A 26,803-nucleotide genomic window follows, 5' to 3' on the forward strand; every position below is an offset into this window, starting at 1 on the left:
TCCGGCCAAAACAAAACCAGTTCTATTTTGATAACTATTCAAATCAAAATACACTTATTAAAATTATAGCGGAACTACTAACTCAATACTGTTTGCTTTGATATAAAAAAGAAATCTTACTGAAACGAATAATAGTTAAATTCAGGTTTCGGATAATTATTTACTTAATTGATTCATAATTGCTGAAACTCCAAGACCCGTTCCCTTTTGTCTAGAAGGATATTCTTCCATACTTTTAGCGAACTTCATCAATGGTGCTGCGATTGTTGGTAAAATCCAAGTTTTTTCCTTCATCCATAAGAAGTGACCAGGTGTATCTAAAGACCTTTCGTAAGGATCTAGTTTGAGGTTGCAAATTAATCCTGCAGGCAGCTTTTCCGATTCTTTTAACCACTCATCTTTGATGGCTAAATAGATTTTCCAATGATCCACACGAATGGCCTGAAGTTCATTTTCGGCATAATAGAAGAACTCTCTTCTTCTCGATTTTTCCCCTTTAGTGAGCATCCCTAATTGATTGTAACCATCGATATGTACTTTATATTCTTTATCATTTACTATGGTCCAATCAAGTAAATCTTCTTTTACAGTAGTGTCTCCCACTGCTGCCATTAATGTTGGTAACCAGTCTTCAGCTGTGAATAACTCACCACTATATTCTCCTGCAGGAATGTGCTTAGGCCATCTTACCAACATTGGCACTCTGAAACCACCTTCGTAAGTTGTTCCTTTTTCACCTCTAAAAGAAGCAGATCCACCACTCGGCCAATGCGATAAGTTTACACCATTATCAGAAGTAAACATGACGATGGTATTCTCTGCTTCTCCTGTTTTTTCTAAAGTGGATAATAATTCGCCTACTAGATAATCTAAGTGAAGTAAACCGTCAGCATACGTGCTGTGCCCACTTTTTCCTCTCCACTTCTCAGACACATAGATTTCTTGATGCATCCTCGAAGGATTGAAAAACAAGAAATAAGGTTCATCTTTTTTACTTTTCTCTTTCATCCATTTTTGAGACGCTTCCAACACTTCATCATCAAATGTTTCCTGACGAAGTTTACCCAATTCGCCTCTATCCTCGATGACTTGTTTGCCTACCTTTCCCCATCTAGGATCTACAGTTTGATCATCTTTATCAGTGGCTTTACTGTAGATGACATTTCTTGGTCGACCGACAAAGTTTTTGTCCTTTGGGAATTCAGGTTGTTCCGGCATATCCATCATATTTAAATGATAAAGGAACCCGAAGAACTCGTCGAAACCATGGACCGTCGGAAGGTGTTCGTTTCTATCGCCTAAATGACTTTTCCCAAAATGAGCAGTATTGTACCCTTTGTCTTTTAGTAATTCGGCAATCGTTACATCTTCTGCTTGTAAGCCTAGCTTCGATCCGGGCTGACCTACCGAGGTTAAACCAGTACGAATAGGATATTGACCAGTTAAAAATGATGATCGACCAGCGGTACAACTTGGTTGAGCGTAATAATCGGTCAGCATCATACCATCTTTACCAATTTGATCGATATTTGGAGTATTCACCGCTCCGATTCCTCGATGATAAATCGAGATATCTTGTGGAGCGACGTCATCCGTCATAATCATAATAATGTTAGGTTTTTTCTGTCCGAAACAGTGTAAACCAAATAGCAATAATAAAAAGGTGTATGTTATTTTTTTCATCTCTTGTGTTATTTGATATGTACAAATGTAGACGCTCCACTCGATGAAATTCTCTGTAAAAACAGCATTTTGAGAATCTACGTGAATCACGTAGTTTTTATATGGCACAAAAAAAGTCCTCAAGACAAACTGCCTCAAGGACTTTATTTCTTTACCCTAATTTGTTATTGTTCTAATGGAGTAGGTATTGGGTTAACAATTGGATGTTCCGGTTTTTCTTCTGGCCCAACTTCTTGATTATTGTTGTCACACGATCCTAGTGTAAATAACGATAGTAGCAATGCGAATCCAATTACTACAGTAGACTTTAATGTTTTCATCCTCTTAAATTTTAAGTTAGTAATCTAATAGGGACTTATTCCCCTTTTGTGATGTTACAAATATCAAGGATGTTCTTTGCATTAAGCTACGCGGACCACTGACCTTCAAAAAATACGTGAATCCCTTAGTTTATAAATCATCGAATAATTTCCTTTCGATGGCGTATAAAACCAACCCAGCAATATTCTTTACTCCCGTTTTTTCCAATAGATTTCGCTTGTGGGTTTCCACTGTTCTTGCAGAGATAAAAAGTGCCTCTGCTATTTCTGTATTGGAATATTCTTTACATATCAAATGTAGGATTTCTGTTTCTCTGTTGGTCAACGGAATTTCTGTTGCCACTCTTTTCTTCAGAGTAGGCTGAGCGGTTAATCCCTGCATGATCGTCTCCGTCACTTCATCTGAGAAGAAAGTCTGACCATTCGCCACATTTTCGATGGCCTTTCGGAGATCATTTTGGGTACAATCTTTTAACACATATCCTTTCGCCCCCGCTGCCAACATTTTTTTAATATTGTGTCCCTCGTTCATCATGGTTAAAGCCAATACATTTAATGAAGGATATTTTTTAATAGCTTCTTTTGTTAAGTCGATACCATCCATTTCAGGCATGGTGATGTCAGTAACCAAAACGTCTACCTCTATATCTGATAAGAGTGATAATGCCTCTGTTCCGTTATTGGCCTCACCGACAATTTGATAATGCTCCTGATCAAGAAAAGACTTCAATCCCTCCCTTACCATTTGATGATCATCGACTAAAAGTATTTTTATAGTGGTTTCCATATTATAATGCTAATTCTAAGAAAATTTCTGTCCCTTTACCCAAATTCGAAGAGACTTGTAGGTAGGCACCGATCGCCGAAGCACGCGTTTTTAAACTATTGATTCCAAACGACTGATCCGTTTTTGAAGTATCAAAACCAACTCCATTGTCTTCAATAGTAAGCACCAAAAGGTCTGGATATTTCATAAGTTGTAGGGTACATTCTGATGCCTTCGAATGCTTCATCATATTATTGATACTCTCTTGAACAATCCGGTAGATACTAATTTCATAACTCAGCTTTAAACGTTCTTCGCCGATGTTTTCAAAAAATGAAATCTGAGTATCCGTAGATCCTTTCATTGCTGCAATTAAGGATTGAAGGGCAGGGACGATGCCATTTTCTTCAACGACTTTCGGCATAAGATTATGTGCCAAAGATCGACTTTCCTTTATCGATTTTTTTAAAAGGGAATACCCCAACTGAAAATGTTCTTCCGTATTTAATTCCGGTTGATGATGCCTCACTTTTTCTAAATGAAGCAGGGCAGTCGACATTGTTTGTTGCAAGCTATCGTGAATATCTCTAGCAATTCGACTTCTTTCCTTGTCCTCTGTTTCTAGTACTGCATTCACGATTTTTTCCTCCGCTTTTAATTCATCGGTGATATCCACAAACGTACCCACAATACGATTCAAAGCTTTGGTGTTTTCATCAAATACCGGCAGACCTTGACACCTTAGCCACCTAAGTTCTTTATTTTTTGAATAGAATCGAGCATCAAAAGCAATGGGTTTTCTCGTTTCTTTATGTTCTTTGATTTCCTTTTCAAAAAGGGATACATCGTCTTTATGGATATGGTCTTTTAAGAATTGAAGATCAGTTCCTAATTCCTCAGCATCATAGTCAAGAAAATCCTTTCCCTTCGGAAACCATTTGATTTTCTTCTGCTGAGTATCAAAATCCCATATTAATGCCTTACTTCCTTTTATGGCCAATTGAAAACGTTCATCGCTCTTTTCCAACTCATTCTTGGTTGCTTTTATCTCTTCAATATTTTCTTGAAGTTGAAGGTCTAATTGTTCCTGTCTCTTTACTCTTTTTCGAATTAAGATAAATGATATACAAGAGAACAAAAGGATCGACAGCAATAATGAAAGGGATACATAGAAGTAAAAATAGCCCTCTTCCGAACTTTTATTCCACTTGTTAGTGCTTTCATTTTCGATGTGATCATCAAAATCTTCGAGATGTTGTAAGAGTTGTTTTCTAGCTATTTGATATTCCTCTTCATTATCAGAAAATCGTTCTATAGCTGATGTTGGTGATTTTTCTTTGAATACATCAGCCTCTAGCTGACGCAAAAAATTATCTTTTTCTTGGGCAAGTTGAAGCAGTTGAATTTCACTTTCAGTTAAGCGGAACACCGTATCTTTGAGGTGATACTTTTGGTAATCGACCAATGCTTCTGAAGGCTCATTTTTAAGTTGTTGATATTGACTTTTCCAGTCAGCTTCTTGGGTGAGCAGGTATTGAGAAAACAAATAGGAGAGATCGTTATTCTTTTCGGCTATTTGATGACTCAGTTGTAGCTTCGCATGTTTTGTAAACTGCATTCTGCCAAAGCCTTTTCTGTTATCGAGTAACTTTAGAAAGACCGTGGTAGTAATTATTAGGGAGACGATAATCACTCCAAATAATAGTGTAAATGCAGTGCGTACTTTTATCATGGAAATACGTTTTGTGTATTACTCAATTTAATACGTAATAATTTGATAATGGTTAGATATCGTAACGAATATACATCTGCCATCTTTGTGCACCTCCTCTTTGTTGATCTTTATTGAATCGCTCACCATGAACGATACTTGTGCCAAACCTCATACGATCGAAAGGAAACCAAAATAAGTTTAAACTGGTGTAATAACTTCTTTCGAAAGTACTTCCCGGTTGGAAATCGGCATTGTCTATCCAAGAGAAACCTGTTACAAAATTGACGAATATATTCTTTCTGAAATAGTGTTCTAAAGCTAAATAACCACCCACGGTATAAGGAATAAAAAGATCGCCACTTGGGTTAGGGACAGCATCCAATTGATAATTAGAAAAAGCAGATATGTATCGAGTAATTCCTTTTCCTCCGATAGCTTGAAGGTAAATATGATTTCGAGTCTCTTTAATATCCAAATCGATCAACATACTGAGCATGGCTCCAAATCCCACATCAGTCACCACCTGCTCATCGCTATTATAACTTGATATAAATCGAAGCAAACCTGCCGATTGTAAGCTCAAATTATCGCGGACAAATTTATAACGACAAGCAAAATCAGGAATAAACTGTCTTCTGTCGATCGACACAGAATCGGTAAATGCCCGTGTGGGAGTTTCTATACTTACACCGAATTCATTTTCTGTATTGGCAATCTTTTTTTCATAACGGATTAACCCTTGCCTTGTGGATGAACCACTACTTGGTCCTTCATTATCTACCGTTAGTGGAGTAGTGGCTAAGTCGTTAAACGTCGTCCATGTCTGACCAACCGTTAGGTATCCGTAACTCACATAAGCATGTCGTAAACGGAAATTGTTGATCCCCGTTCCGCCTCCAGCAAAATCACTTTCTACATAGAATCTGATAAACCCTTCCTCAGTTTCTATTCGTGACGACCAGCCAATTCTCGACTGTCGAGCATCCATATGATACCCCACTTGATCATTTCTTTCACCCACGGGAATATTGTAAGGAGCAAAACCTCCTGTGGCTGTCAATCCGTTAAAATCTACCAACGTATTCATTTTAACATAGCCACGTATCCCTAAGAATGTGGATGCTTGAGCGATATCTTGTGGATGGACTTGTTCAACAATCTTTGTGGTATCGACCTTAATAATCTCTTTTAAATTGACGACCTCATTATGATGTTGCTCCAATACCACCGTATCTCTTTGATGCACGATCGGTTCAAGTTGAGCAATAATAACACTGTCTTGAATATCTATCTGAAGAATATTTTCGGAATGTGCTGGTAACCTTAACTCGCCCCAAAATGGAAAAGCACCATCTCGAGTCGTCCAAAATCCATGAGACCCCGGTTGTAGATTCAGTTTAATCGATTCATATGCTCTTAGATTATACGCATGCTGATTGATCTCCACCATAATGGATTGGTTCGCTTCATTTTCTATCCTTAAAATCGCCTCATCTCTCATAGAGTTATGGTCAGTCGTATCGGCCGTCAGCACCCCTTTCACCAACACATCTACAATCTGAATATCTTTTCGGGCCACATATCCTCTTTTCCCGGAAAGGTAATCCCAAGCACGAACATACAGAGAAGTCGAGTCCAAAGGCAGGGTAAGAATATCCCGACCAGGCTCAATCCTCATCAATACCGGACTATTGTAATCGCCACCACTTCGAAGGTAGGTGACACGGTCGACGTCGGTACGCATCCATTGGGCAGAAGAGAATAAGGGGAGGAGGAGGAAAAGAGGTAGTAGGTAGAAGGTAGAAGGTAGCAGGTTTTTTTTAGGTAGTAGGTAGCAGGTAGTAGGTAGCAGGTTTTGATGCTTTGGAGTATCAAAACTTGCGGGTTTACCGTGGTTTATACTATTTCTGCTACTTTTATTCATTTTATGTTTTTACTGCTTACCTAATGATCTGTTTAAAGAGTAGATCGACTCCATTTCGTGTAGCGAGGGGCCAATGCCATCTCGTTGAAGACGGAGAAATAACAAGTTTAAGGTTGAAGAAAATAACTCAAAAGAATAATTTTCATTAGTTATTACTTAAAAACGAGCGTTAACTTTGCTACCTGCTACCTGCTACCTGCTACCTGCTACCTGCTACCTGCTACCTGCTACCTGCTAATAGTTCGTGTATCGAGGAGTTTCACCCCTCGCTGTGGAAGATGAGAAAACCGAGAGATATGGAAAAGAAAAGGTTTTTAAGAGAACGATAACTTTTTGAGATTACTTCGAGGGGTTTCACCACCTCTCTTTAGTTAATAAAGTAATCTCCCCTTAGTTTCTTAGTTACTTAGTTCCTTAGTTTTAAACTCAGGTCGTTATCTCAGCAACTTATTAGTTATTACCTATTACTTCTTCCTTCTTCCCTTATATATCATATCGTATATACATCTGCAATCTCGACGCATACCCATGTTCCAAATTCTTATTCCTCCTTACTCCATAGATGTAGCCAACACCGAGTTGCATTCTGTCGAAAGCAAACCAGTAGCTATTCAGCGATCCATAGTAACTTGCTTGATAACTATCTTCGGGTTGCCACTCTGCAGTTTGCAGCCAAGTGATTCCCCCTGTGATGTTACTAAATAATTTTTCTGACCAATGATGTTCTAGAGAGAGGTATCCTCCGGCTGTTTGAGGAATAAAGATATCTCCGTTAGGACTTTCGAAAGCATCATAATTGTGATTTCTAAATCCTCTTACATATCGGCTGATGCCTTTTCCAAAGATACCTTGGAAGTAGAGAAGGTTATCTTCGCTACCTAATTCTCTTTTGCCACTAATGTTGAGACCAAAGCCGACATTATGAGATATTGAGTTCATGTTATTGTTGTAGGATAACACTCTGAACAACCCAGCTACCTGAAAGTGTCCATCTTTATAAGTGAGTTTATATCTTGAGATCACATCAGGAACAGGTTGTCGTTCGCTGATGTAAACGGAGTCTGAAAATCCTATGGTGGGAGTTTCTACAGAAACGGCAAATTCGTTATCGCCTTCTCCCACTTTTTTCTCGTATCGAATCATCCCTTGTCGGATGAGGACGGAACTGTTGGGTCCTTCTCGATCGACCGTAAGTGGAGTGGCTTCTAAGTCGGAAAAAGTAGACCATGTTTGTCCGACGGTGAGGTAGCCATAATCGGCGTACGCTTGCCTTAATCGGAAAAACATTTGGTTGGTTTCCCCTCCAGCAAAATCACCTTCTACGTATAGATTGAGGTAGCCTGTCTTGGCTTTTATTCGAGATGAAAAACCGATTCTCGATTGTCTGGCTCCCAGGTAGAAACCTCTATCGGTAGTGTTTCTCATATCACCAACAGGGATTTCTACAGGAATAAATCGATCGACATCAGACAGTCCATTAAAATCAAATATTCCGTTGAGTTGAACAAAGCCTCTAAGACCTACTTTCGACTTGGCTCTTTCTAAATCCTGAGGGTGTTTATTTTCAACAATTTTTGCTGTATCAATCCTCACTTTAGGAGTGACATTTACGGTATCTACATGATGATATTCCATGCGAACCGTATCTTGAGTGGTGATAATTGGAGTAAGGTGAGCAGTGAGTGTTTCATCAACAGAACCCACTTTAAATACATACTCAGCAGAATCGGCTAATTCGATATTGCCCCAAAAAGGGTAGGCACCGTCTCGACTGATCCACAGTCCGTGTTTCCCTTTCTTAATTCTTAAAGTAATTTCCTGATAAGGCTGAAGATGATAAGGAATCTGATCAATTTCCACATTGATATTTTGTGGATGTTCGTTTTCTATATGTAGGGTAGTTCCTCCTCGATGTAGCGTTCCAGCATTCGACAATTCAGTAATCTCGGCCTTTATCAAAGTATCTTGCAAGGTGATGAACCCGCGATAGGCGTATCCTCTCTTGCCCGTCTGAAAATCCCAAATTCGGATATACGTTTCTTCACCAATAGGTAAAGCCAACACCTGACGCCCCTTTTCCATTGACATGATAATTCTGGAGTTTTGATCAGCATAATCACGTAAATAGACATCTTTATTTACTTCGGCATTCATCCATTGGGCGGAGACCGAAGAAGTAAAAAGTAAGAGTGAAAAAATGAAAAAGTATTTTATTGAAGCAGACGTCATGTAAAGAGTTATAGTTCGAAGACGAAAGATTTAATAAAAATACATCATATTATTCTTAAATAGAAAATTTTGAGGTTGATAGATTGCGCTACAAATGGTATATTCGCAAAATCTTAAAAAATGGCTCCATAGTACAACGGATTAGTACGTAAGCTTCCGGCGCTTGAGATCTGGGTTCGATTCCCGGTGGGGCTACTGTTTTTTAAAAGGAAGAAGTAAGAGGTAATAACTAATAATTAATAGGATACTGAATTAATGACCTTTTTTTTGAGCTAAGGAACTAAGGAACTAAGGAACTAAGGAACTAAGGAACTAAGGGGAGATTCCTTCCTTATCCAAAGAGAGGAGGTGAAGCCCCTCGAAGCAATCATACAAAATTCTCGTTTTCATAATAATTTGTTCTTTTACATACCCTATCATTTACTCATCTTCTTCAAAGAGGGGTGGAACCCCTTGTTACAAGGATCTCATCATTTACATTTTATTAAATACTACTTTTTCTTTCACTAAAAAAAAAGCTATTTCCTATCCAACTAAATCAGTATTAGTTTGTATGGGACACCTATTCCACTATTATTTCTATTTTCATTGGTTGGATGATCAACATGTAATATGTTGGCCGAAGTTTTTTTTAATTGAGTTGTGGAGAAAATTTTAATTCGTAATTGTTAGTCTAAAGTATAAAATTGAAGAGTATAAGTTGGTATTCAATATAAAACGTATTACTTTTCAAGTTGCAAACAGCGGTTAAACTATTACTCAACTTATGTACGAATTCTTAGAAAGAAACAAAACTAGCCATACAAGAGATTACGAATCTTCTAACATAGAAATAATAAAAGATCCATACGAAGAACAACGTCCTAAACAACTAATTGAAGGTTATTTTTTCTTTGTAGACACATGTCTTTATTATGTAAGACAACAAGGGGAAGAAGAACTTTATTTCTCTAGTGCACTTAAAGTTCCTGTTCAAGTGAATAAGTACAGAAAAGATGTTAAAGTAGGAGAATTATCTAATTTTAACCAAGTCCCAATGTTTATATATAGGGAATTACTTTTTCATAGCTTAAAGGATCAAGAAACTTTTGAGAATGAACTAAAACAAGAGTTCGAAGGAGTGGGTGAAGAACTTGAACTGCTTAAAAAAAGAGCCCCAGAAGAGATTCCGAATAAACTTTATATCAAAAATGATAAGGTGTATGTTTCTGTTTTAGATAAAGAGGGGTTACATAATTCTCTTGAAATTACAGGTAAATTCTTGGAAGATATTACCCCGTTTAACCCTAATTTGGAGCGTCTATTTTTGGGTGATGAGACGTCTATTAAAGTCTGTTTAGGTGATTTGGACCACTTTTGTATGGAACAGGATTCTCCTTTATTACCTGTTCAAATTTTCAGTAGAGAGGAATTTTTTGAAAGGTGGAGTAGAATTCGAGATCAAAAAAAGATTACTCGAAAGAAAGAGGTTGCAGCATTACGTGAAACTCTTAAAGAACAGAAAGAGATTAATAATAGTGCAGGTCAGGTTCTAGTAGCCCCGAAGCTCAATGAAAATATATTTATTCATTTTGACTTTACAGAGGCCGACCTAGAAACATTAAAGGTAACAGTTGGTATAGGGTATCTCTCGGGTAAAAATAAAGGAAGTATTCTTACAAAGGATTTACAACATAAGATAGAGGATTTACTATTTAAAAAAATAGAGGAATGGGAGTTGTATCTATTGAATAATACTTTTTACTTTTTAGGAAATACAGCACAGTTACGTAGGGATGTTCCTATTGAAAATATAGACTTTGGTCGTCATTTACCTGAAAGGATATCTCTTGATTATTCTCTTCTCAAGAAATTTGAAAGCAGTTTATTCGATGGCAATCAAAGAGAAAATACACTTCTTCTAGAAGAAGAGTTTATGTTAAAACCGATGGTTCTAGACTATGGTAAATTAGTTGATGAAATTATTCAGCTTGACAAGGAGTTTAGTGAAATGAACCCTATTAAACACTTGACTAATATAGGTGCGACTGCTTTTGTTTATGAGTTTGCATACTTATACTACACCTTTGGGGAAGAAAATGGTCTTTTGTTTGGTAAGCAACATGCAGAACAATTTCTTCTTGATCTTGAACTGGAAAGGCTTCCTGATCTTAAAAAGATAAGAAAGCATTCCCCTTCCCTTGAAAAGCTAAAGAAGGTATATTCTGAAAAAGTAGGGGGCGATAGTGATCTGGTTTCTATACTTAAAAAACGGATGTATCAAAAAGCCTTTTTAATGAATCACCTACTGAGTGACAGTAACCTTTCCTCTACTGATTTTGATAAAGAAACAGTAGGTTCAGAAATCTATAAAATATCTTGTCAGGCCTACTATGACATTAATCATATCACGTTACCGAGTTCCAAGGCTATGGTCTATGATCGTGAAAAGTATTTAAGTACAAGTAAATCTTTGATTTTATATAGAGCGGCAGGTAAGGTACAAAAAGAATTAGAAAAGTTATCTTTAAATCCTGAAAAATTCAAACAACTGGATGAATATTGTATTGAGAAATATGATGAAAGTCTACAGGCATTATTGAAGAGAACCAGAGTATGGGATGAAGATATCATCTTATTTCCTGAGGGCGATTATGAGTTTGAATGGGTAACGGTGGACTGGAAGTCGGACTCCCTTCTTAGTCAGGAAGAATTTGATCAGGAGGAAAAAGAGAAAGACTCAAAACTGAATGGTTGGCTTGTGCAGGAGAAAGATGGGACGTTCTGTTACAAGCTGGGTAGTGGAGACACTGTTGATCTAGTAGCTAAATATCTGGAAGTTGATGCAGGAGAATTTCGGACAAAGAACGCTCTTTTGTCTGATAATACTTTTTCTCCCACAGGTGATAAATTTCAGGAGCATGCAGGGGAGTACCTTTTGTTACCCTCAGGTTATATTCCAGCAATTGGTAAGGAGTACTATCAGGTAACAAACTCAATTGAAGAGAAGGAGTATAGAAAGGTGGAAAGGGTGAAGGGTCAGTGGGTTCAGAAAATACACCTTAATTATGATAATCAAAGCAGTTTGTATGATGCCTTTTTAAATTATTTGCCCGGCAACTTTTTTGAGGATACCCTTCATACCAATTCTGTAGAGATGGAGTTGAAGATTCAAATCACCCCCTTTATAGTCGCCTCGATTCGTTTTGGGGTAGGTTTTGGTGAACATTTTTCTTTGGAAAGGGGTGACGATAGAAAAGTAAATGTTCGTCTTTCCCATTCTGTTGTTGCTGTTTTTAAAACCACAGGTCCTTCTAGCGAATTAGGAGCAACAGTGGAAGCAGGAAGAGAAGTTTCCTCAGATGTATTTAAAACTCTGAATGGGTCTTATGATTCTTACCGTCATTTTTTTGCATACTTGCAACTGGAAATCTTCAAAAAATTCGGATCACCTGATCCTGGGGAGGATACAGCAAACTTTCTTTTGCAACCGGTATTGTGGGACGAGAGTGTAAAAAGGGAGTTACTCAAGGGGTATCATCAAATAGACTCGGTGAAAGACAAGGTAAATGCCAATGTGAGTTTAGGTGATACGGCTAGTATTTCTGGGGAATTTTATGATATGGAGCAAACGACGACTTTTATTGAAGGTTTAAAAAGCAGTGATTTAAATAGTGGGAAAAGGCATTTGTATTATAATTCAAATGGAAAAGCAGTAAAAGAAACCTCAATAGAGAATAAGATCACTTATGCAGAGATAGATGTCAGTGGTTTTGACGGTGCCTTTGGCGTAGAGGGAGTTTATCAGAATATCGATTTCCATAGTGGCAAAGACAATATTGGAGAATATGCCACTCTTTCAATTATTTGTGGTTCAGGGATAAGTTTAGAAGGTATTTTAGCAAACAGGGAGTCTCATGTTCAAGATTTGGGTACGAAGTGTGTAGGTCTTGTTGAAGGAGTGAAAAATATTCCCTCCACAGATAGGCAATTAACGAAAGGTTCAGGATTAACGAAGTATCTTAATGGATGGTTCAAGAATATCAGCAAGGGTAATTCCTCAGAAGCGACCTCAAAAGGATATTTAAAGTTTACTTTTCAAATGATTTTTGAAGAAGACGGTCTCAATATTCAGTACCTTAGGGTTTTGGCGGGAGGTTCTTTTGAAGCAAAAGCCGATGCAGGCGTTGTCAGTGTGGAAGGGGGTGCTAAAATAGAAAAAGAGCTTTTTGAGATCTCTGGTAATTCCACTTTGAGTTATGTGAGTACTGTCTTTAATGCGATCGCCCAAAAGAAGTTGAAACAAAGCACGGAAAATGAGAAACTATCAGCCGTGATCGCTTCCCTTTCCGAAAGCGTCATTAAAGAAAAAGGTAAGCCTAAAAGGAATACGATACCCACTACAACAAAGTTCTTAACAACCTATGGGAAAAAGGGGAGCAATGATCGTTTTTTAGAGTTGAAAAATGAACTTTTTGATATCACCTATGAGCAATGGATGAGTCATATCAAAGGCAGTAAAGTATTTATGATCAATGCCCATAAGCAAATACAAGTACTGACAGAAACTATTCAGGGTGGCTTTAATAAGTATAAAATGGAAGGAGTCTATCCAGAATCGGCGACCTGGAAAGGCATGGGAGTGCAATGGTTAAGTGAGGAGCAGTGTAAAAATTATTTAGGAGATTTGAAGAAAGTACTTGAAGCTTATTATCTTAATTCTGAGCAGCCCTTTGGGGATAATGCCGGTGAAATAGCTTCTCAGTATCTGCAAAGTATCTTCAATGAAGAAGCGGATACAGATAGAATCCAAAAAGATTTTTTTGAAGACATATTATTTCCATTATTTATAGAAAGTCAAATTCATGAGACACTTACTTATTCTAATTTTTAGTTTTTGTACCTTATTTTCCTGTAGAGAAATGCCATCAAATCAAACACCAACAGAAGAAATCGCTTTAAGTGAAGCGTTCAAAAAGAAATACACTTACTTTGCGGTCTCAATAGATTCTAATGGGTATGTTAAAAGTATAGCATATAATGAATCAAATCATCCTCGATATAGATCTTTGGGAGAATTAATCACAGAAGTACCAGATGAGTTTCTTCAATTTAAACACGTTAAGCGTTTATATCTAGATCAAAACCAATTAACGTCTCTACCGGATTTTATTCAGGAGTTTGACAGTTTGGAAGAGCTTGATTTTCATGATAATCCCTTAGATGAATTACCTGAATGGGTAGGGAAATTAAAGAACTTAAAAAGGTTAGATCTCTCCAAAACAAATATTAAGACTCTTCCTAAGAGTCTCACTTCCTTGAAGCATTTGGAAGCGATTCGTTTTCGTCACACGCCCATAAAAGGCTTTCCGGAGGAATTATATTCATTTAAATCGACCTTGCAAGAATTATATATAGATGAATTGGAAGAGCTTCCGGAGGCGATTAGTGATTTTAAAAAATTAAAGTTCATCGGAGGTAAAATACATAGTTTTAAACATCTGGATAAAATACCTCAATTAGAAAAAATTTATATCAATGATAGCAAAGCTAAAAATTTCCCTGCAAACTTTGGTCCATTCACCACTTGTCTCATTTGCATCTATATGATTGTAAATACCTTACTAAGTTACCGATGAGTTTGGGAAAAGGAGAACACTTAGGTGCTAAACATTTTTTTTCGAGGTTGTCATTGTGGTTTGATGGCTGTGAAAAATTACAGGGTTTACCGATGAGCTTTCAGGGAAAAAAACTGAGTGGGCTTCATATAAATGGTTGTAAAAGCTTTAATTACATGCCATCAGATATGTATATAAGCACCTTTCAAGCACATGGTAATTTTTGGCACAATATGCCGAAAAATTTTTATAAGAATGATGTGAAGGATTTTGAAATGTATGACCACAATATCATAAGTCTGAGAGGTATAGGCAATTTTAAAAGTTTAAGGTTTCTAAAGCTAGCCAGTGGAAAAATACATAGGCTTCCTGATGAGATCTGTAACTGTAAGAAGCTTATGGTATAGATGTAAGTGGGAATCCTATAAAATATATCCCTGATTGTTTAGAAGACTTAGAAGAGTTGGAAAAAGTGTATGTAGAGAAGACTCCTTATTGGGATGAGCTTCAGAAATGATTGAAATAGCCTCGTACAGAACGTTGTGGGGCTTTTCCATTTTAAGTGCTGTAACAAAATATTTAATGCAAAAGAAAATACAGGAACTGACAGAAACTATTTGATAAAAGCAAATGAAATAGCTTCTAAGTATCTTCAATGAAAGAGAGGTTTTGATTTACAAGAAAAATACTTTTTTGCAGATATATTATTTCCATTATTTATAGAAAGCCAAATTCATGAGACACTTACTTATTCTAATTTTTAGTTTTTGTACCCTATTTTCTTGTAGAGAAATGCCATCAAACCAAATAACAACAGAAGAAATCGCTTTAAGTGAAGCGTTCAAAAAGAAAACACCTTATTTTGTTACCAAAATAGATTCTAATGGACATGTAGAAATGATAGCATACACTAAATCTAACGCACCAATTGTGAAAGGTTTAGGAGAATTAATCACAGAAGTTCCAAAGGAGTTTCGTCAATTTAAACACGTTAAGCGTTTATATCTAGATCAAAATCAATTAACGTCTCTACCGGATTTTATTCAGGAGTTTGACAGTTTAGAGGAGCTTGAATTCCATGATAACCCCATAGACAAATTACCGGAATGGGTGGGAAAATTAAAGAACTTAAAAAGGTTAAATCTTTCTAAAACAAACATTAAGACTCTTCCCAAGAGTCTGACTTCCTTGAAACATTTAGAAGTGATTTATTTTGATCATACACTCATACAAGGCTTTCCTGAGGAATTATATTCATTTAAATCGACCTTGCAGGAGTTGTATGTAGATGAATTGGAAGAGCTTCCAGAGGCGATTAGTGATTTTAAAAAATTAAAGTTAATAGGAGGTAAAATACATAGTTTTAAGCATCTGGATAAAATACCTCAATTAGAAAGAATTTATATCAATGATAGCAAAGCTAAAAACTTCCCTGCAGACTTTGGTCCCATTCACCATTTGTCTCATTTACACCTATATGATTGTAAATACCTTACGAAGTTACCGATGACTTTGGGAAAAGGAGAACATTTAGGTGCTAAACACTTTTTTTCGTTTGTGTCATTGAGGTTTGATGGCTGTGAAAAATTACAGGGCTTGCCGATGAGCTTTCAGGGAAAAAAACTGCTAGGTCTTCATATAAGTGGTTGTAAAAGCTTTAATTACATGCCATCAGATATGTATATTGATACTTTTCAAGCACATGGTAATTTTTGGCACAATATGCCTAAAAATTTTTACAAGAATGATATGGAAGCTTTTGAAATGTATGACCACAATATCATAAGTTTGAGGGGTATAGGTAACTTTAAAAGTTTAAGGTTTCTAAAGCTAGCCAGTGGAAAAATACATAGGCTTCCCGATGAGATCTGCAACTGTAAGAAGCTTATCAGTATAGATGTGAGTGGGAATCCTATAAAATATATCCCTGATTGTTTAGAAGATTTGGAAGAGTTGGAAAAAGTGTATGTAGAGAAGACCCCTTATTGGGATGAGCTTCAGAAATGATTGAAATAGCCTCGTACAGAACGTTGTGGGGCTTTTCCATTTTAAGTGCTGTAACAAAATATTTAATGCAAAAGAAAATACAGGAACTGACAGAAACTATTTGATAAAAAGCAAATGAAATAGCTTCTAAGTATCTTCAATAAAAGAGATGGTTTTGATTTACAAGAAAAATACTTTTTTGAAGACATATTATTTCCATTATTTATAGAAAGTCAAATTCATGAGACACTTACTTATTCTAATTTTTAGTTTTTGTACCCTATTTTCCTGTAGAGAAATGCCATCAAATCAAAGACCAACAAAAGAAATCGCTTTAAGTGAAGCGTTCAAAAAGAAATACACTTATTTAGCTACCAAAATAGATTCTAATGGACATGTAGAAATGGTAGCATACACTAAATCTAATGATCCAAGCCTAAGATCTTTAGGAGAATTAATAACAAAGGTTCCAGAGGAGTTTCGTCAATTTAAACACGTTAAGCGTTTATATCTAGATCAAAACCAATTAACGTCTCTACCTGATTTTATTCAAGAGTTTGACAGTTTAGAGGAGCTTGAATTCCATGATAACCCCATAGATGAATTACCTGAATGGGTGGGAAAATTAAAGAACTTAAAAAGGTTAGATCTTTCTAAAACAAATATTAAAACTCTTCCCAAGAGTCTTACTTCCTTGAAACATTTGGAAGCGATTCGTTTTCGTCACACGCCCATACAAGGCTTTCCTGAGGAGTTATATTCATTTAAATCGACCTTGCAGGAGTTGTATGTAGATGAATTGGAAGAGCTTCCGGAGGCGATTAGTGATTTTAAAAAATTAAAGTTAATAGGAGGTAAAATACATAGCTTTAAGTATTTGGATAAAATACCTCAATTAGAAGTAATTTATATCAATGATAGCAAAGCTAAAAACTTCCCTGCAGGCTTTGGTCCCATTCACCATTTGTCTGATTTGCACCTATATGATTGTAAATACCTTACGAAGTTACCGATGACATTGGGAAAAGGAGAGCACTTAGGAAGTAGATACTATCCATTTACATCGTCGATGTCATTGTGGTTTAATGGCTGTGAAAAATTACAGGGCTTACCAATGAGCTTTCAGGGAAAAAAACTGACTACCCTTAACATAAGTGGTTGTAAAAGCTTTAATTACATGCCATCAGATATGTATATAGGCAATTTTGAAGCACATGATAACTATTGGCACAATATGCCGAAAAATTTTTATAAGAATGATGTGAGGGATTTTGAAATGTATGACCACAATATTATAAGTTTGAGAGGTATAGGTAATTTTAAAAATTTAAGGTTTTTAAAGCTAGCCAGTGGAAAAATACATAGGCTTCCCGATGAGATCTGCAACTGTAAGAAGCTTATGGTTATAGATGTAAGTGGGAATCCTATAAAATATATCCCTGATTGTTTAGAAGACTTGGAAGATTTGGAAAAAGTGTATGTAGAGAAGACCCCTTATTGGGATGAGCTTCAGAAATGATTGAAAAAGCTTGGTACAGAACAATGTGTGACTTTACCAATTTGAGTTCTTAACGTAATATTTAATACAAAAGAAAATACAGGAACTGACAGAAACTATTTGATAAAAAGCAAATGAAATAGCTTCTAAGTATCTTCAATAAAAGAGACGGTTTTGATTTACAAGAAAAATACTTTTTTGCAGATATATTATTTCCACTATTTATAGAAAGTCAAATCCATGAAACACTTACTTATTCTAATTTTTAGTTTTTGTACCCTATTTTCCTGTAGAGAAATGCCATCAAATCAAACACCAACAGAAGAAATCGCTTTAAGTGAAGCGTTCAAAAAGAAATACACTTATTTTGCTGTCTCAATAGATTCTAATGGGTATGTTAAAAGTATAGCATATAGAGAATCAAATCATCCTAGTTTAAGGTCTTTAGGGGAATTAATAACAGAAGTACCAGAGGAGTTTCTTCGATTTAAACGCCTTAAAAAATTAAAGTTATATCAAAACCAATTAACGTCTCTACCTGATTTTATTCAAGAGTTTGACAGTTTAGAAGTACTTGATTTTCATGATAACCCCATAGACGAATTACCTGAATGGGTGGGGAGGTTAAAACACTTAAAATACTTAGACCTCTCCAAAACAAACATTAAGACTCTTCCCAAGAGTCTCACTTCCTTGAAACATTTGGAAGCGATTCGTTTTCGTCACACGCCCATACAAGGCTTTCCCGAGGAATTATTTTCATTTAAATCGACCTTGCAGGAGTTATATGTAGATGAATTGGAAGAACTTCCGGAGGAGATTAGTGATTTTAAAAAATTAAAGTTAATAGGGGGGGAAATACATAGCTTTAAGCATCTGGATAAAATACCTCAATTAGAAGTAATTTATATCAATGATAGTAAAGCTAAAAACTTCCCTGCAGACTTTGGTCCCATTCATCACTTATCTAATTTGCACCTATATGATTGTAAATACCTAACTAAGTTACCGTTGACTTTGGGAAAAGGAAAACACTTAGGAAGTAGATACGATCCATTTCCATCGATAACATTGAAGTTTTCTGGCTGTGAAAAATTACAGGGTTTACCGATGAGCTTTCAGGGAAAAAAACTGACTACCTTTAACATAAGTGGTTGTAAAAGCTTTAATTACATGCCATCAGATATGTATATAGGCAATTTTGAAGCACATGGTAATTTTTGGCACAATATGCCTAAAAATTTTTATAAGAATGATGTGAGGGATTTTGAAATGTATGACCACAATATTATAAGTTTGAGAGGTATAGGCAATTTTAAAAATTTAAGGTTTTTAAAGCTAGCCAGTGGAAAAATACACAGGCTTCCTGATGAGATCTGTAACTGTAAGAAGCTTATGGTTATAGATGTAAGTGGGAATCCTATAAAATATATCCCTGATTGTTTAGAAGACTTAGAAGAGTTGGAAAAAGTGTATGTAGAGAAGACACCATATTGGGATGAGCTTCAGAAATGATTGCAATACTTTCTTACAGAACAAAAGGCGTTGGGCTTTTATCACTTTGAGTTATTTAATGCAAAAGCAAATACAGGCACTGACAGAAACCATTTGGAAATAATTCTGGTGAAATAGCTTCTAAGTATCTGCAAAGTATCCTCCATAAAAAAAGGATACAGATAGAATCCAAAAATTCTTTTTTGAAGATATATTATTTCCACTTTTTTTATAGAAAGTCAAATACATGAGACACTTACTTATTATATTTTTTAGTTTTTGTACCCTATTTTTCTGTAGAGAAATGCCACCAAACCAAACAACAACAGAAGAAATCGCTTTAAGTGAAGCGTTCAAAAAGAAATACATTTACAGTATAATCTTAGATTCTATAAACACTAACTTTCATAAAAAATAAGTTATGAATAACGTTAAAAAACAACATTTTGTACCACGAGTTTATTTAAGAAAGTTCACCAATAGGAATAAGAGAATATTTGTGTATGACAAAGAGAAAAAAGATGTGTATTCTAGTAGTGTTGATAATGTTGCTTTTCATAAATTTTTTTACGATAATCCTGATAATAAGCAAGATACTGAAAAGAGTCTAGGGAAGATAGAATCTTCTTTTGGGCAAATCTTGATTAACTTATTTGACAAACTTAAATTTAAACACAATGTTCTAAAACTTAATGAAAAGAAAATAATGTTTGAGTTTGTATTTATTCAAATGATAAGAACAACCAGTTTTAGAAAAAGACTACCCTCTCAACATAAAGTACTTGTTCAGGCATTAAAAGAGAAGGTAAATATTGATTTATCCGATCCTGATTTTGATGCTAAACAAACTCAAAAATCTTTAATTTTAAGTGATAATTTACAAGAAATTTTATCATCAGTTTTTGACGATAAAATTTTTCTTTTTTGGAAAAATAATACTGATATACCTTTTCTAAGTTCAGACAATCCATCTATTGGGATATTCAACGACAATAGTATTGTTGACAATAAATATGAGATATATATGCCTTTATCACCTTATTATTCTTTGAGCATAGTAAGTAAAAGGTCATATCCTGAATTATTAGAATTAGATAATTCAGTTTTAGAAGTCAACCCTGAAAATGTGAAACATTATAATTATCAGATCATAAAAAAAAGTGTTAGACATATTTTTAGTAATAACAGAGATTTTCATACGATTCAAAACCTTTTTCAAAAATACCCTGATGGAAGATTTTTACTTTCTAGCATATAGAAAAAACAAGATTTAGAAAATAAATTCTTTTAACCCCAAAAGTTAATTATCACTTTGATATAATGGGTAAACAGTTTTAATAATATTATTTTTAATCACAAAGTTGACTTTTATACCACAATCAGTTATTGAATGAAAGATACTGGAGTCTGATTTGCATTGTTGTTTAACCCTATAAGCAGTGAATATTTTGAACATAAAAGTTGTTGGACACCATGATTTAGGAAACATTGAAGAGTTTTGTTTTAGATATAATTTATCTCTTTCCTTAGAATAATATTCAACATCAGCTATCCAAACACCATTTTTATCTTCATGTGATTTTTGAGTAATAGTTTTTATGTGAGGGTTTAAATCCGAAATAAGGTGAATTCCTGTTATTTCTTTTTTTAATTCTCCAAATATTGTGTGTTTAAGAAGTTTATAACTTATTTCATTAAACTCATTATCTAAAGGAGTCATAATAAAATGTTTTGAATAAATAATGAATTTTTTTTCACAAATTTTCATAGCAGATTTTTTATCTATTTGTGAATATTTTATCCAAGTTTCATCATGTTTTCTTAATTCTTTTAGAGTATTATGACCTTTTGCTCCTTTTACAATAGATGCAGTAAACGGGAAATTAATATCCAAGAATATAATTCTATACGGTTTACTTATATGTTCATTTTTGTTATCAGAACCTATACCTTCAACGCAATAGTATTTTCCTAAATTCGTCATTTTTTAGAATTTTAATGCCCAATGTTGATTCTCCAAGTGTCTTTTTTTAGTTCCTCATTTTCTTTACAAAAATCTCTAATTTAGTTTAAGAGTGTAACTCACCTTCGTTTTAATACACATAATTACTCCTAAGCTGTCTTCATAGGTTATTAATTTTCTTGTGATTATTCCATATTGTCTACAAAACTTCTGAACATGATAGTCCTGATCTTTCATAGGATTCAACAATTACAGCTTTTTGATCTGAAGAAAATTATCTTCTACCTCTTGAGGACAATCTAGCATTTTTAAAGATTTCTTCTACCATTTTCTTTCGTTTTTTTGCTGAAAAGTGGTCCAACTTTTAAATCAAGTAGAATCATAAAATTTCATTAAGGAAAAAACTTCTGTGATTATTCTTTCTTAGAATGTAGCAGAAATTGATTCTAAATAATAGGTAAATACCAATATTTAGTAGATATCAAACTTCCATCATTTATGATAGTCGAAATTTTATATATTTACTTTTGTAACATATTATTATTGACTTTATGCTAGTACCTACCGATTTCATAAAAGACCTCAAGAAACAAATATTACAAAGTAGATATGCTGTAGCAAAAATTGCTAATGCTGAGATGTTACGTCTATATTTTACTGTTGGGGAATTGGTAGAGATAGAGTTTCAAAATAATAAATGGGGAGCAAAAGTATTGGAGGATATTTCTTCTAAGCTTCAGCAAGAAGTACCTGGTTTAAGAGGGTTTTCTGCAGAGAATATTAAGAAGATGCGTCGTTTTTTTAATGAATGGAATATATCACCTTCAATTCGGTCGTCACTGACGACCAAATTGGAAAATAAAGAAAATGTGATTAGTTCGTCACTGACGACCGAATTGAGTGAACTCGATATAAAAGCATTTTTATCTATCTCATTTACACATCATTTTGAGCTTTTAAAACTTAAAGATGACAAAGAAAAATGGTACTACATCCACAAAACAGCACAAAACTTTTGGTCTGTTCGTCATCTTCGTACTGAAATAAAGAATCAATCCCATTTACAAAATGAACTACCCAATAATTTTGAACAAACCATGACGCAAGATTTGTCTAATAAAGCATTAAGGTCATTTAAAGATCAGTACTTATTAGATTTTGTGAATGTGGAAGATGCAGATGATGAAATTGACGAAAGGGTTTTAGAAGGAGAAATTGTTCAGAACATCAGAAAGTTTTTAATGTCTTTAGGTGCTGATTTTACCTTTATGGGAAATCAATACAGGTTAGTGGTTGAGGAGGATGAATATTTTATAGATTTACTTTTTTATCACAGAAGTTTACAGGCTTTGGTCGCCTTTGAATTGAAAAAAGGAAAGTTCAAGCCCGAATATGTAGGGAAAATGAATTTCTATTTATCGGCTTTAGATGATTTGGTGAAACAACCTCACGAAAATCCATCAATAGGGATTATACTCTGTTAAGAAAAAGAAAATAAAAAAGTAGAATACAGCTTTAGAGATTTATCAAAACCAATGGGTGTATCTACTTTCATAACATCAGAAACACTTCCTCAAAAATTCAAAGAAGCACTTCCTGATGCTGAAACTCTGAAAAAGCTTTTGTAAAAAACTAATACCCAACACAATTAATATCAACTCCGTAGTAAAAGAAGGAGGTTTAATAAATTGTATAACTTGGGTGAATTAAAAGAAATTATTGAAAATATATTAAATACAAAAAGTATAAATACCCCCCCAACAACATTATTTGTATTATATTAAACAATATATAGTACCATTTATATTTTGATATATTAAAATACAAAGGGAGAGGTATGTATATGTTAAAGCACCAAAATAATGTACTTAAAATTTCAATCGACGAACTATAAGGGAGAAGTAAAGTCCTTAGAAAATCTTCCTCACTAGTATATACAATTCCTTTATCACGTAAAATTTTCCAGAGTAGTTGGGCCCGTACTCCTGTAAATATGTAAATGATTGATAGTAATAGTAAACCCGTTAAAATATCTCCTATTTCTAAGTCCATTATTGGTAGAATATTAGTTTATTAAATTATTAATATACCATGTTCTTCCAACACTTCCTTCAATCTCCCAGGATAATCCGAAATAATGCCATTCACTTTTAGATCAATCATAGCTTCCATGTCTTGTGTTTCATTCACCGTCCAAGGAATAATCAGCATATTTTTCGCTTTGCATTTTTCGACCAATTCTTGATCAACCAATTCGAAATACGGACTATACACTTCTGGTATATAACCTAAAGTTTTCATGTTTTCTTCGAATGATTTCTCGTTTTCTATCAAGTAGACTGTTTTGTATTCGGGAGCAATTTTTCTGACTTCTTGTAAAGATTCCACATCAAAAGATTGAATGAAAATACGTTCTTTAAATGGATACTTTTTGATTTCATCCATCACCAACTGAGCAAATTCTTCAACACCGGGATGATAGATAGAATCATACTTTGGTTGCCTTTTGATTTCAATATTATAATAAGGTTTTTTCAATTGATGTTCTTTCGCATATGATTCAGCGTTTTCGATCACCTCACTTAATAAGGGTTTGTAAGTCGCGAACTTTTTTTGATGTGGGAAACGATCATGAGGTCTCGACCCGACATCATATTTTTTGATGTCCTCATAGTTGAGCGCATAAATATTGTGGTCGTGTTCTGAATCTTTTGTAATTGTGTCTCCTTGTGGGGAAATCGCTATTTCGTGAGAGAAAAACGGCTCATGAGACACCACTACTTTTTTATCTTTTGAGATCACCACATCCATTTCTAAAGTGGTTACACCAATTTCTAAGGCCTTTAAAAACGCCTCATTCGTGTTTTCAGGATAAATGCCTCTACAGCCTCTATGACCTTGTAAATCGATGGTCTGAGGTTGTTTTTTCTGACAACCAAATACGGTAAGGAGGATCAAAAGATAAGGGAATACGTTTTTCATGGAGTTTAGTCAAAAGGTTTAAATTGATGTAAAAGTAGAAAGAAGAATTGATGAATTTTGTAGATGGGGATCATGTTGATGTAAAATTAATATTGAAGTGTTTAATATATGATTGGAATTTAAATATGATCAGTTTTAAAAAACAACTTTAATAGTTAATATATTAACTATTTCATGTATATTTATACTATAATAGATAATATATTAGCTATGTATTCATTAAGCGATACCCCCAATTCCGTCATCAAAAAAATTGCAGATCGACATAAAAATCTTCGAAAAAGCATGAAAATTTCACAAGAAGAAATGGCCAAAAGGTCTGGTGTCTCTTTGGGAAGTTTGAAGCGATTTGAGCGAACAGGACAAATTTCTTTGGAATCTTTACTAAAGCTTGCTCATGTTTTAAATCGTTTAGATGAGTTTAATCAGGTACTTCTAGAAAAAGAAGATCTGAATGATATTATGAACCTATTTAGTGATGATGTAAAATGAAAAAGATCGACAAAATTAGAGTTCAACTTTCCTTTGATAAGGAGAATATCTTAGATGTAGGGGAGATTGTTACCCAAAATCAAAAATTCTACTTTAAATATCATACAGCATTTAAAAAATACCAACTTCAATTATCTCCATTCAAGTTACCTTTAACGGATAGTATTGTGGATATGTCTGCATTTCCTTTTGATGGAATGGCAGGTGTATTCAATGATTCACTACCTGACGGTTGGGGGAGGTTATTGTTGGATAGAATGTTGACAACAAAAGGGATCAATATTAATGATATTACTTTACTGGATCGCTTGGCTTATGTTGGAAATTTTGGTGCTGGAGCATTAGTTTATCAACCTGAGCTAGGGGAAGAGGAAGAATATTCAAATATTAGATTGGATGAGTTATTTCATCAATCAGAAAAAGTTTTGGAAGGTGCTTCTGAGGAAGTGATCGATGAATTATTTGATCTAGGTGGATCTTCTGGAGGGGCTCGACCGAAAGTGAATGTTATTCATAATCCTATCACAAATACATTATCTTCAGGAAATCAATTAGATGAAAATGACGAGCATTGGATCATTAAATTTCCTTCCTCTTTTGATGCCAACGATATTGCGAATATTGAATATGCATATTATAAAATGGCATTGGATTGTGGTATTGAAATGAGTGAATGTAAGTTGTTTTATGGTGCTTCTGGGAAAGCGTATTTTGGAACCAAACGATTTGATAGAATTGGACAAAATCAACGTTTGCACATGCATTCGGCTAGTGGTATAATGCATGATAATTTCCGATTAAGTAATATGGATTACGGTCATTTATTAGATTGTGCTTTTCAGTTGGAGAGGGATGTAGCAGCTTACAATAAAGTATTCCGATTGGCTTGTTTCAATATGTTTACGCACAATAGAGACGATCACAGTAAAAACTTTGCATTCTTGATGGATAAAGAGGGACAATGGAAATTTGCTCCAGCATATGATTTAACGTACTCCACCTCATCACATGGTTTTCATAGTACAATGGTCGCCGGCGAAAGTCAGCACCCTACATCAAAAGACCTTTTGAAGCTAGCAGCACATTTTAATATACAAGAAGCCAAGAATATAATTGATGAGGTGAAATCAGTAGTTGAAAAGTGGAGTAATTATGCTGACAAATATTCTGTTTCATCAGGTTCGAAAAATAAAATACAGAAATCGATAATCAAATTGATTGATAGCTAATATATTAACCAAAATACCCTAAATAAACTAGAAATAGTTAATATATTAGCTACTTTTTTATTTCTGTAAACATCAAATACTCATCTTCTACCTTATTGTATTATCTAAAGATGTTGTTGCGACTGTGTTGCATAAATTTTGATATTCACTCCTTTTTACTAAATTCATGAATACTAGATTAAAACATCACTAAATCCATTATTATGAAACAAAGACTATACGATGAAATTGTCCAAAAACATTTTCCAAATGCGAAAGACGCTAAGGATACTTCTATTCATTATTTAGGGAAGATGCAACTTGAACATCACTTAGATATTTCGAAAGTATTAATGGCCACATCGGTGTGTTCTGACGATATTAATGTTCCATCAACCACTTTCTTTAATGTGCTTTTTGGTCCGTTTAATATGGGTGGATTAGGTGGAATTCCGTTTGTAGGAAAAACAGGGATGACTGCATTTGCACATCATGTACCTGACGGTGGTAGTGCTTTTATTTTTTATGGACCACATATCGGAATTACGTTAGAGGGAGAGACAGGAAAGATGTACAGACCTCGTATGGAAGAAAAAGGAAATTCTTGTGGTGCTCTGATGTTGGCGTTAAATCGACTACAAGACGAAAATTACAAGCCTGTTAGAGCAGACGATGATATTCAGCAAATGTTGTTAGAGGAAAACCTCTTGCCTTATAGAGATAGAATTTTAGAAAGTAGTGATCAGGCAAAAGCCATTACCGAAGTGACTTACGAGATCATCGATCAAAAAATTCATGAATACATTAAAGCGTGTAAATCTGAATTCCATGTAGATAAGATTACTTTATTAGGTGGTATTGTTATTAATACAGAATTAGGAACAGACGATTATTTTGTCGCCAAAAACTTCGAAGTAATCGACTTAAATAATATAGTGTAGAACGTT

The 26,803-nt window shown here is 34.7% G+C and carries 18 protein-coding genes and 1 tRNA gene; 11 read left to right on the forward strand and 8 right to left on the reverse strand.

What is annotated here, in order from left to right; all coding sequences use genetic code 11:
• Positions 1–156: 156 nt before the first annotated feature.
• The 6 genes from MY04_RS19150 to MY04_RS19175 all read right to left on the reverse strand — a co-directional run bounded on the left by MY04_RS19150 (position 157) and on the right by MY04_RS19175 (position 8,636).
• Entirely contained in the window at positions 157–1,683 is a 1,527-nt protein-coding gene (locus MY04_RS19150) for an arylsulfatase (RefSeq protein ID WP_066212344.1), read from the reverse strand.
• A gap of 164 nt (positions 1,684–1,847) precedes the next feature.
• A complete protein-coding gene (locus tag MY04_RS19155) occupies positions 1,848–2,003 on the reverse strand; it encodes a hypothetical protein (RefSeq protein ID WP_158297777.1) in 156 nt (51 codons plus the stop codon).
• Between the two features lie 130 nt (positions 2,004–2,133).
• On the reverse strand, positions 2,134–2,790 hold the full coding sequence (locus tag MY04_RS19160) for a response regulator (RefSeq protein WP_066212345.1): 657 nt from the start codon (positions 2,788–2,790) through the stop codon (positions 2,134–2,136).
• Position 2,791: 1 nt separating this feature from the next.
• Positions 2,792–4,501 (reverse strand): sensor histidine kinase, encoded by a 1,710-nt coding sequence (locus tag MY04_RS19165; RefSeq protein ID WP_066212347.1) that lies wholly within the window; start codon positions 4,499–4,501, stop codon positions 2,792–2,794.
• A gap of 52 nt (positions 4,502–4,553) precedes the next feature.
• Positions 4,554–6,407, reverse strand: a complete 1,854-nt coding sequence (locus MY04_RS19170) for a DcaP family trimeric outer membrane transporter (protein ID WP_158297778.1) — start codon at positions 6,405–6,407, stop codon at positions 4,554–4,556.
• A 483-nt stretch (positions 6,408–6,890) separates the two neighbouring features.
• The gene (locus MY04_RS19175; RefSeq protein ID WP_066212350.1) at positions 6,891–8,636 is read right to left on the reverse strand and encodes a DcaP family trimeric outer membrane transporter; all 1,746 of its coding nucleotides are present in this window, start codon (positions 8,634–8,636) and stop codon (positions 6,891–6,893) included.
• A gap of 122 nt (positions 8,637–8,758) precedes the next feature.
• Between MY04_RS19175 and MY04_RS19180 the strand changes: the two genes are divergently transcribed.
• From MY04_RS19180 to MY04_RS19210, 7 genes are all read left to right on the forward strand, one after another.
• A tRNA-Arg gene (locus tag MY04_RS19180) sits at positions 8,759–8,831 on the forward strand.
• 571 nt (positions 8,832–9,402) lie between these two features.
• Positions 9,403–13,509 carry a hypothetical protein gene (locus MY04_RS19185; RefSeq protein ID WP_066212351.1) on the forward strand — a complete coding sequence of 1,369 codons (4,107 nt, stop codon included), beginning with the start codon at positions 9,403–9,405 and terminating at the stop codon, positions 13,507–13,509.
• A 28-nt stretch (positions 13,510–13,537) separates the two neighbouring features.
• Complete coding sequence (locus tag MY04_RS19190) at positions 13,538–14,254, forward strand: leucine-rich repeat domain-containing protein (RefSeq protein ID WP_158297779.1); 717 nt, start codon at positions 13,538–13,540, stop codon at positions 14,252–14,254.
• A 771-nt stretch (positions 14,255–15,025) separates the two neighbouring features.
• The gene (locus tag MY04_RS19195; protein ID WP_158297780.1) at positions 15,026–16,240 is read left to right on the forward strand and encodes a hypothetical protein; all 1,215 of its coding nucleotides are present in this window, start codon (positions 15,026–15,028) and stop codon (positions 16,238–16,240) included.
• Between the two features lie 277 nt (positions 16,241–16,517).
• Positions 16,518–17,738 carry a leucine-rich repeat domain-containing protein gene (locus tag MY04_RS19200; protein WP_158297781.1) on the forward strand — a complete coding sequence of 407 codons (1,221 nt, stop codon included), beginning with the start codon at positions 16,518–16,520 and terminating at the stop codon, positions 17,736–17,738.
• A 219-nt stretch (positions 17,739–17,957) separates the two neighbouring features.
• Positions 17,958–19,232 carry a leucine-rich repeat domain-containing protein gene (locus MY04_RS19205; RefSeq protein WP_066212360.1) on the forward strand — a complete coding sequence of 425 codons (1,275 nt, stop codon included), beginning with the start codon at positions 17,958–17,960 and terminating at the stop codon, positions 19,230–19,232.
• A 400-nt stretch (positions 19,233–19,632) separates the two neighbouring features.
• The gene (locus MY04_RS19210) at positions 19,633–20,469 is read left to right on the forward strand and encodes a DUF4238 domain-containing protein (protein WP_066212363.1); all 837 of its coding nucleotides are present in this window, start codon (positions 19,633–19,635) and stop codon (positions 20,467–20,469) included.
• Positions 20,470–20,511: 42 nt separating this feature from the next.
• Here the strand turns inward: MY04_RS19210 and MY04_RS19215 are convergent, their stop codons facing one another.
• On the reverse strand, positions 20,512–21,195 hold the full coding sequence (locus tag MY04_RS19215) for an EndoU domain-containing protein (RefSeq protein ID WP_066212365.1): 684 nt from the start codon (positions 21,193–21,195) through the stop codon (positions 20,512–20,514).
• A gap of 530 nt (positions 21,196–21,725) precedes the next feature.
• On the opposite strand from MY04_RS19215, the gene MY04_RS19220 reads away from it, so the two are divergent.
• A complete protein-coding gene (locus MY04_RS19220) occupies positions 21,726–22,658 on the forward strand; it encodes a PDDEXK nuclease domain-containing protein (protein WP_236941083.1) in 933 nt (310 codons plus the stop codon).
• Positions 22,659–23,247: 589 nt separating this feature from the next.
• Here MY04_RS19220 and MY04_RS19225 read toward each other — a convergent pair.
• Entirely contained in the window at positions 23,248–24,156 is a 909-nt protein-coding gene (locus tag MY04_RS19225) for a glycerophosphodiester phosphodiesterase (RefSeq protein WP_066212366.1), read from the reverse strand.
• Positions 24,157–24,366: 210 nt separating this feature from the next.
• On the opposite strand from MY04_RS19225, the gene MY04_RS19230 reads away from it, so the two are divergent.
• The 3 genes from MY04_RS19230 to MY04_RS19240 all read left to right on the forward strand — a co-directional run bounded on the left by MY04_RS19230 (position 24,367) and on the right by MY04_RS19240 (position 26,797).
• Positions 24,367–24,648 (forward strand): helix-turn-helix domain-containing protein, encoded by a 282-nt coding sequence (locus MY04_RS19230; RefSeq protein ID WP_066213460.1) that lies wholly within the window; start codon positions 24,367–24,369, stop codon positions 24,646–24,648.
• Positions 24,645–25,877, forward strand: a complete 1,233-nt coding sequence (locus MY04_RS19235) for a type II toxin-antitoxin system HipA family toxin (protein WP_066212369.1) — start codon at positions 24,645–24,647, stop codon at positions 25,875–25,877. Before MY04_RS19230 ends, MY04_RS19235 begins: the two co-directional genes overlap by 4 nt.
• Before the next feature lie 203 nt (positions 25,878–26,080).
• The gene (locus MY04_RS19240; protein WP_066212370.1) at positions 26,081–26,797 is read left to right on the forward strand and encodes a hypothetical protein; all 717 of its coding nucleotides are present in this window, start codon (positions 26,081–26,083) and stop codon (positions 26,795–26,797) included.
• Positions 26,798–26,803: the final 6 nt, after the last annotated feature.

Source organism: Flammeovirga sp. MY04 (assembly GCF_001682195.2).
GTDB lineage: Bacteria > Bacteroidota > Bacteroidia > Cytophagales > Flammeovirgaceae > Flammeovirga > Flammeovirga yaeyamensis.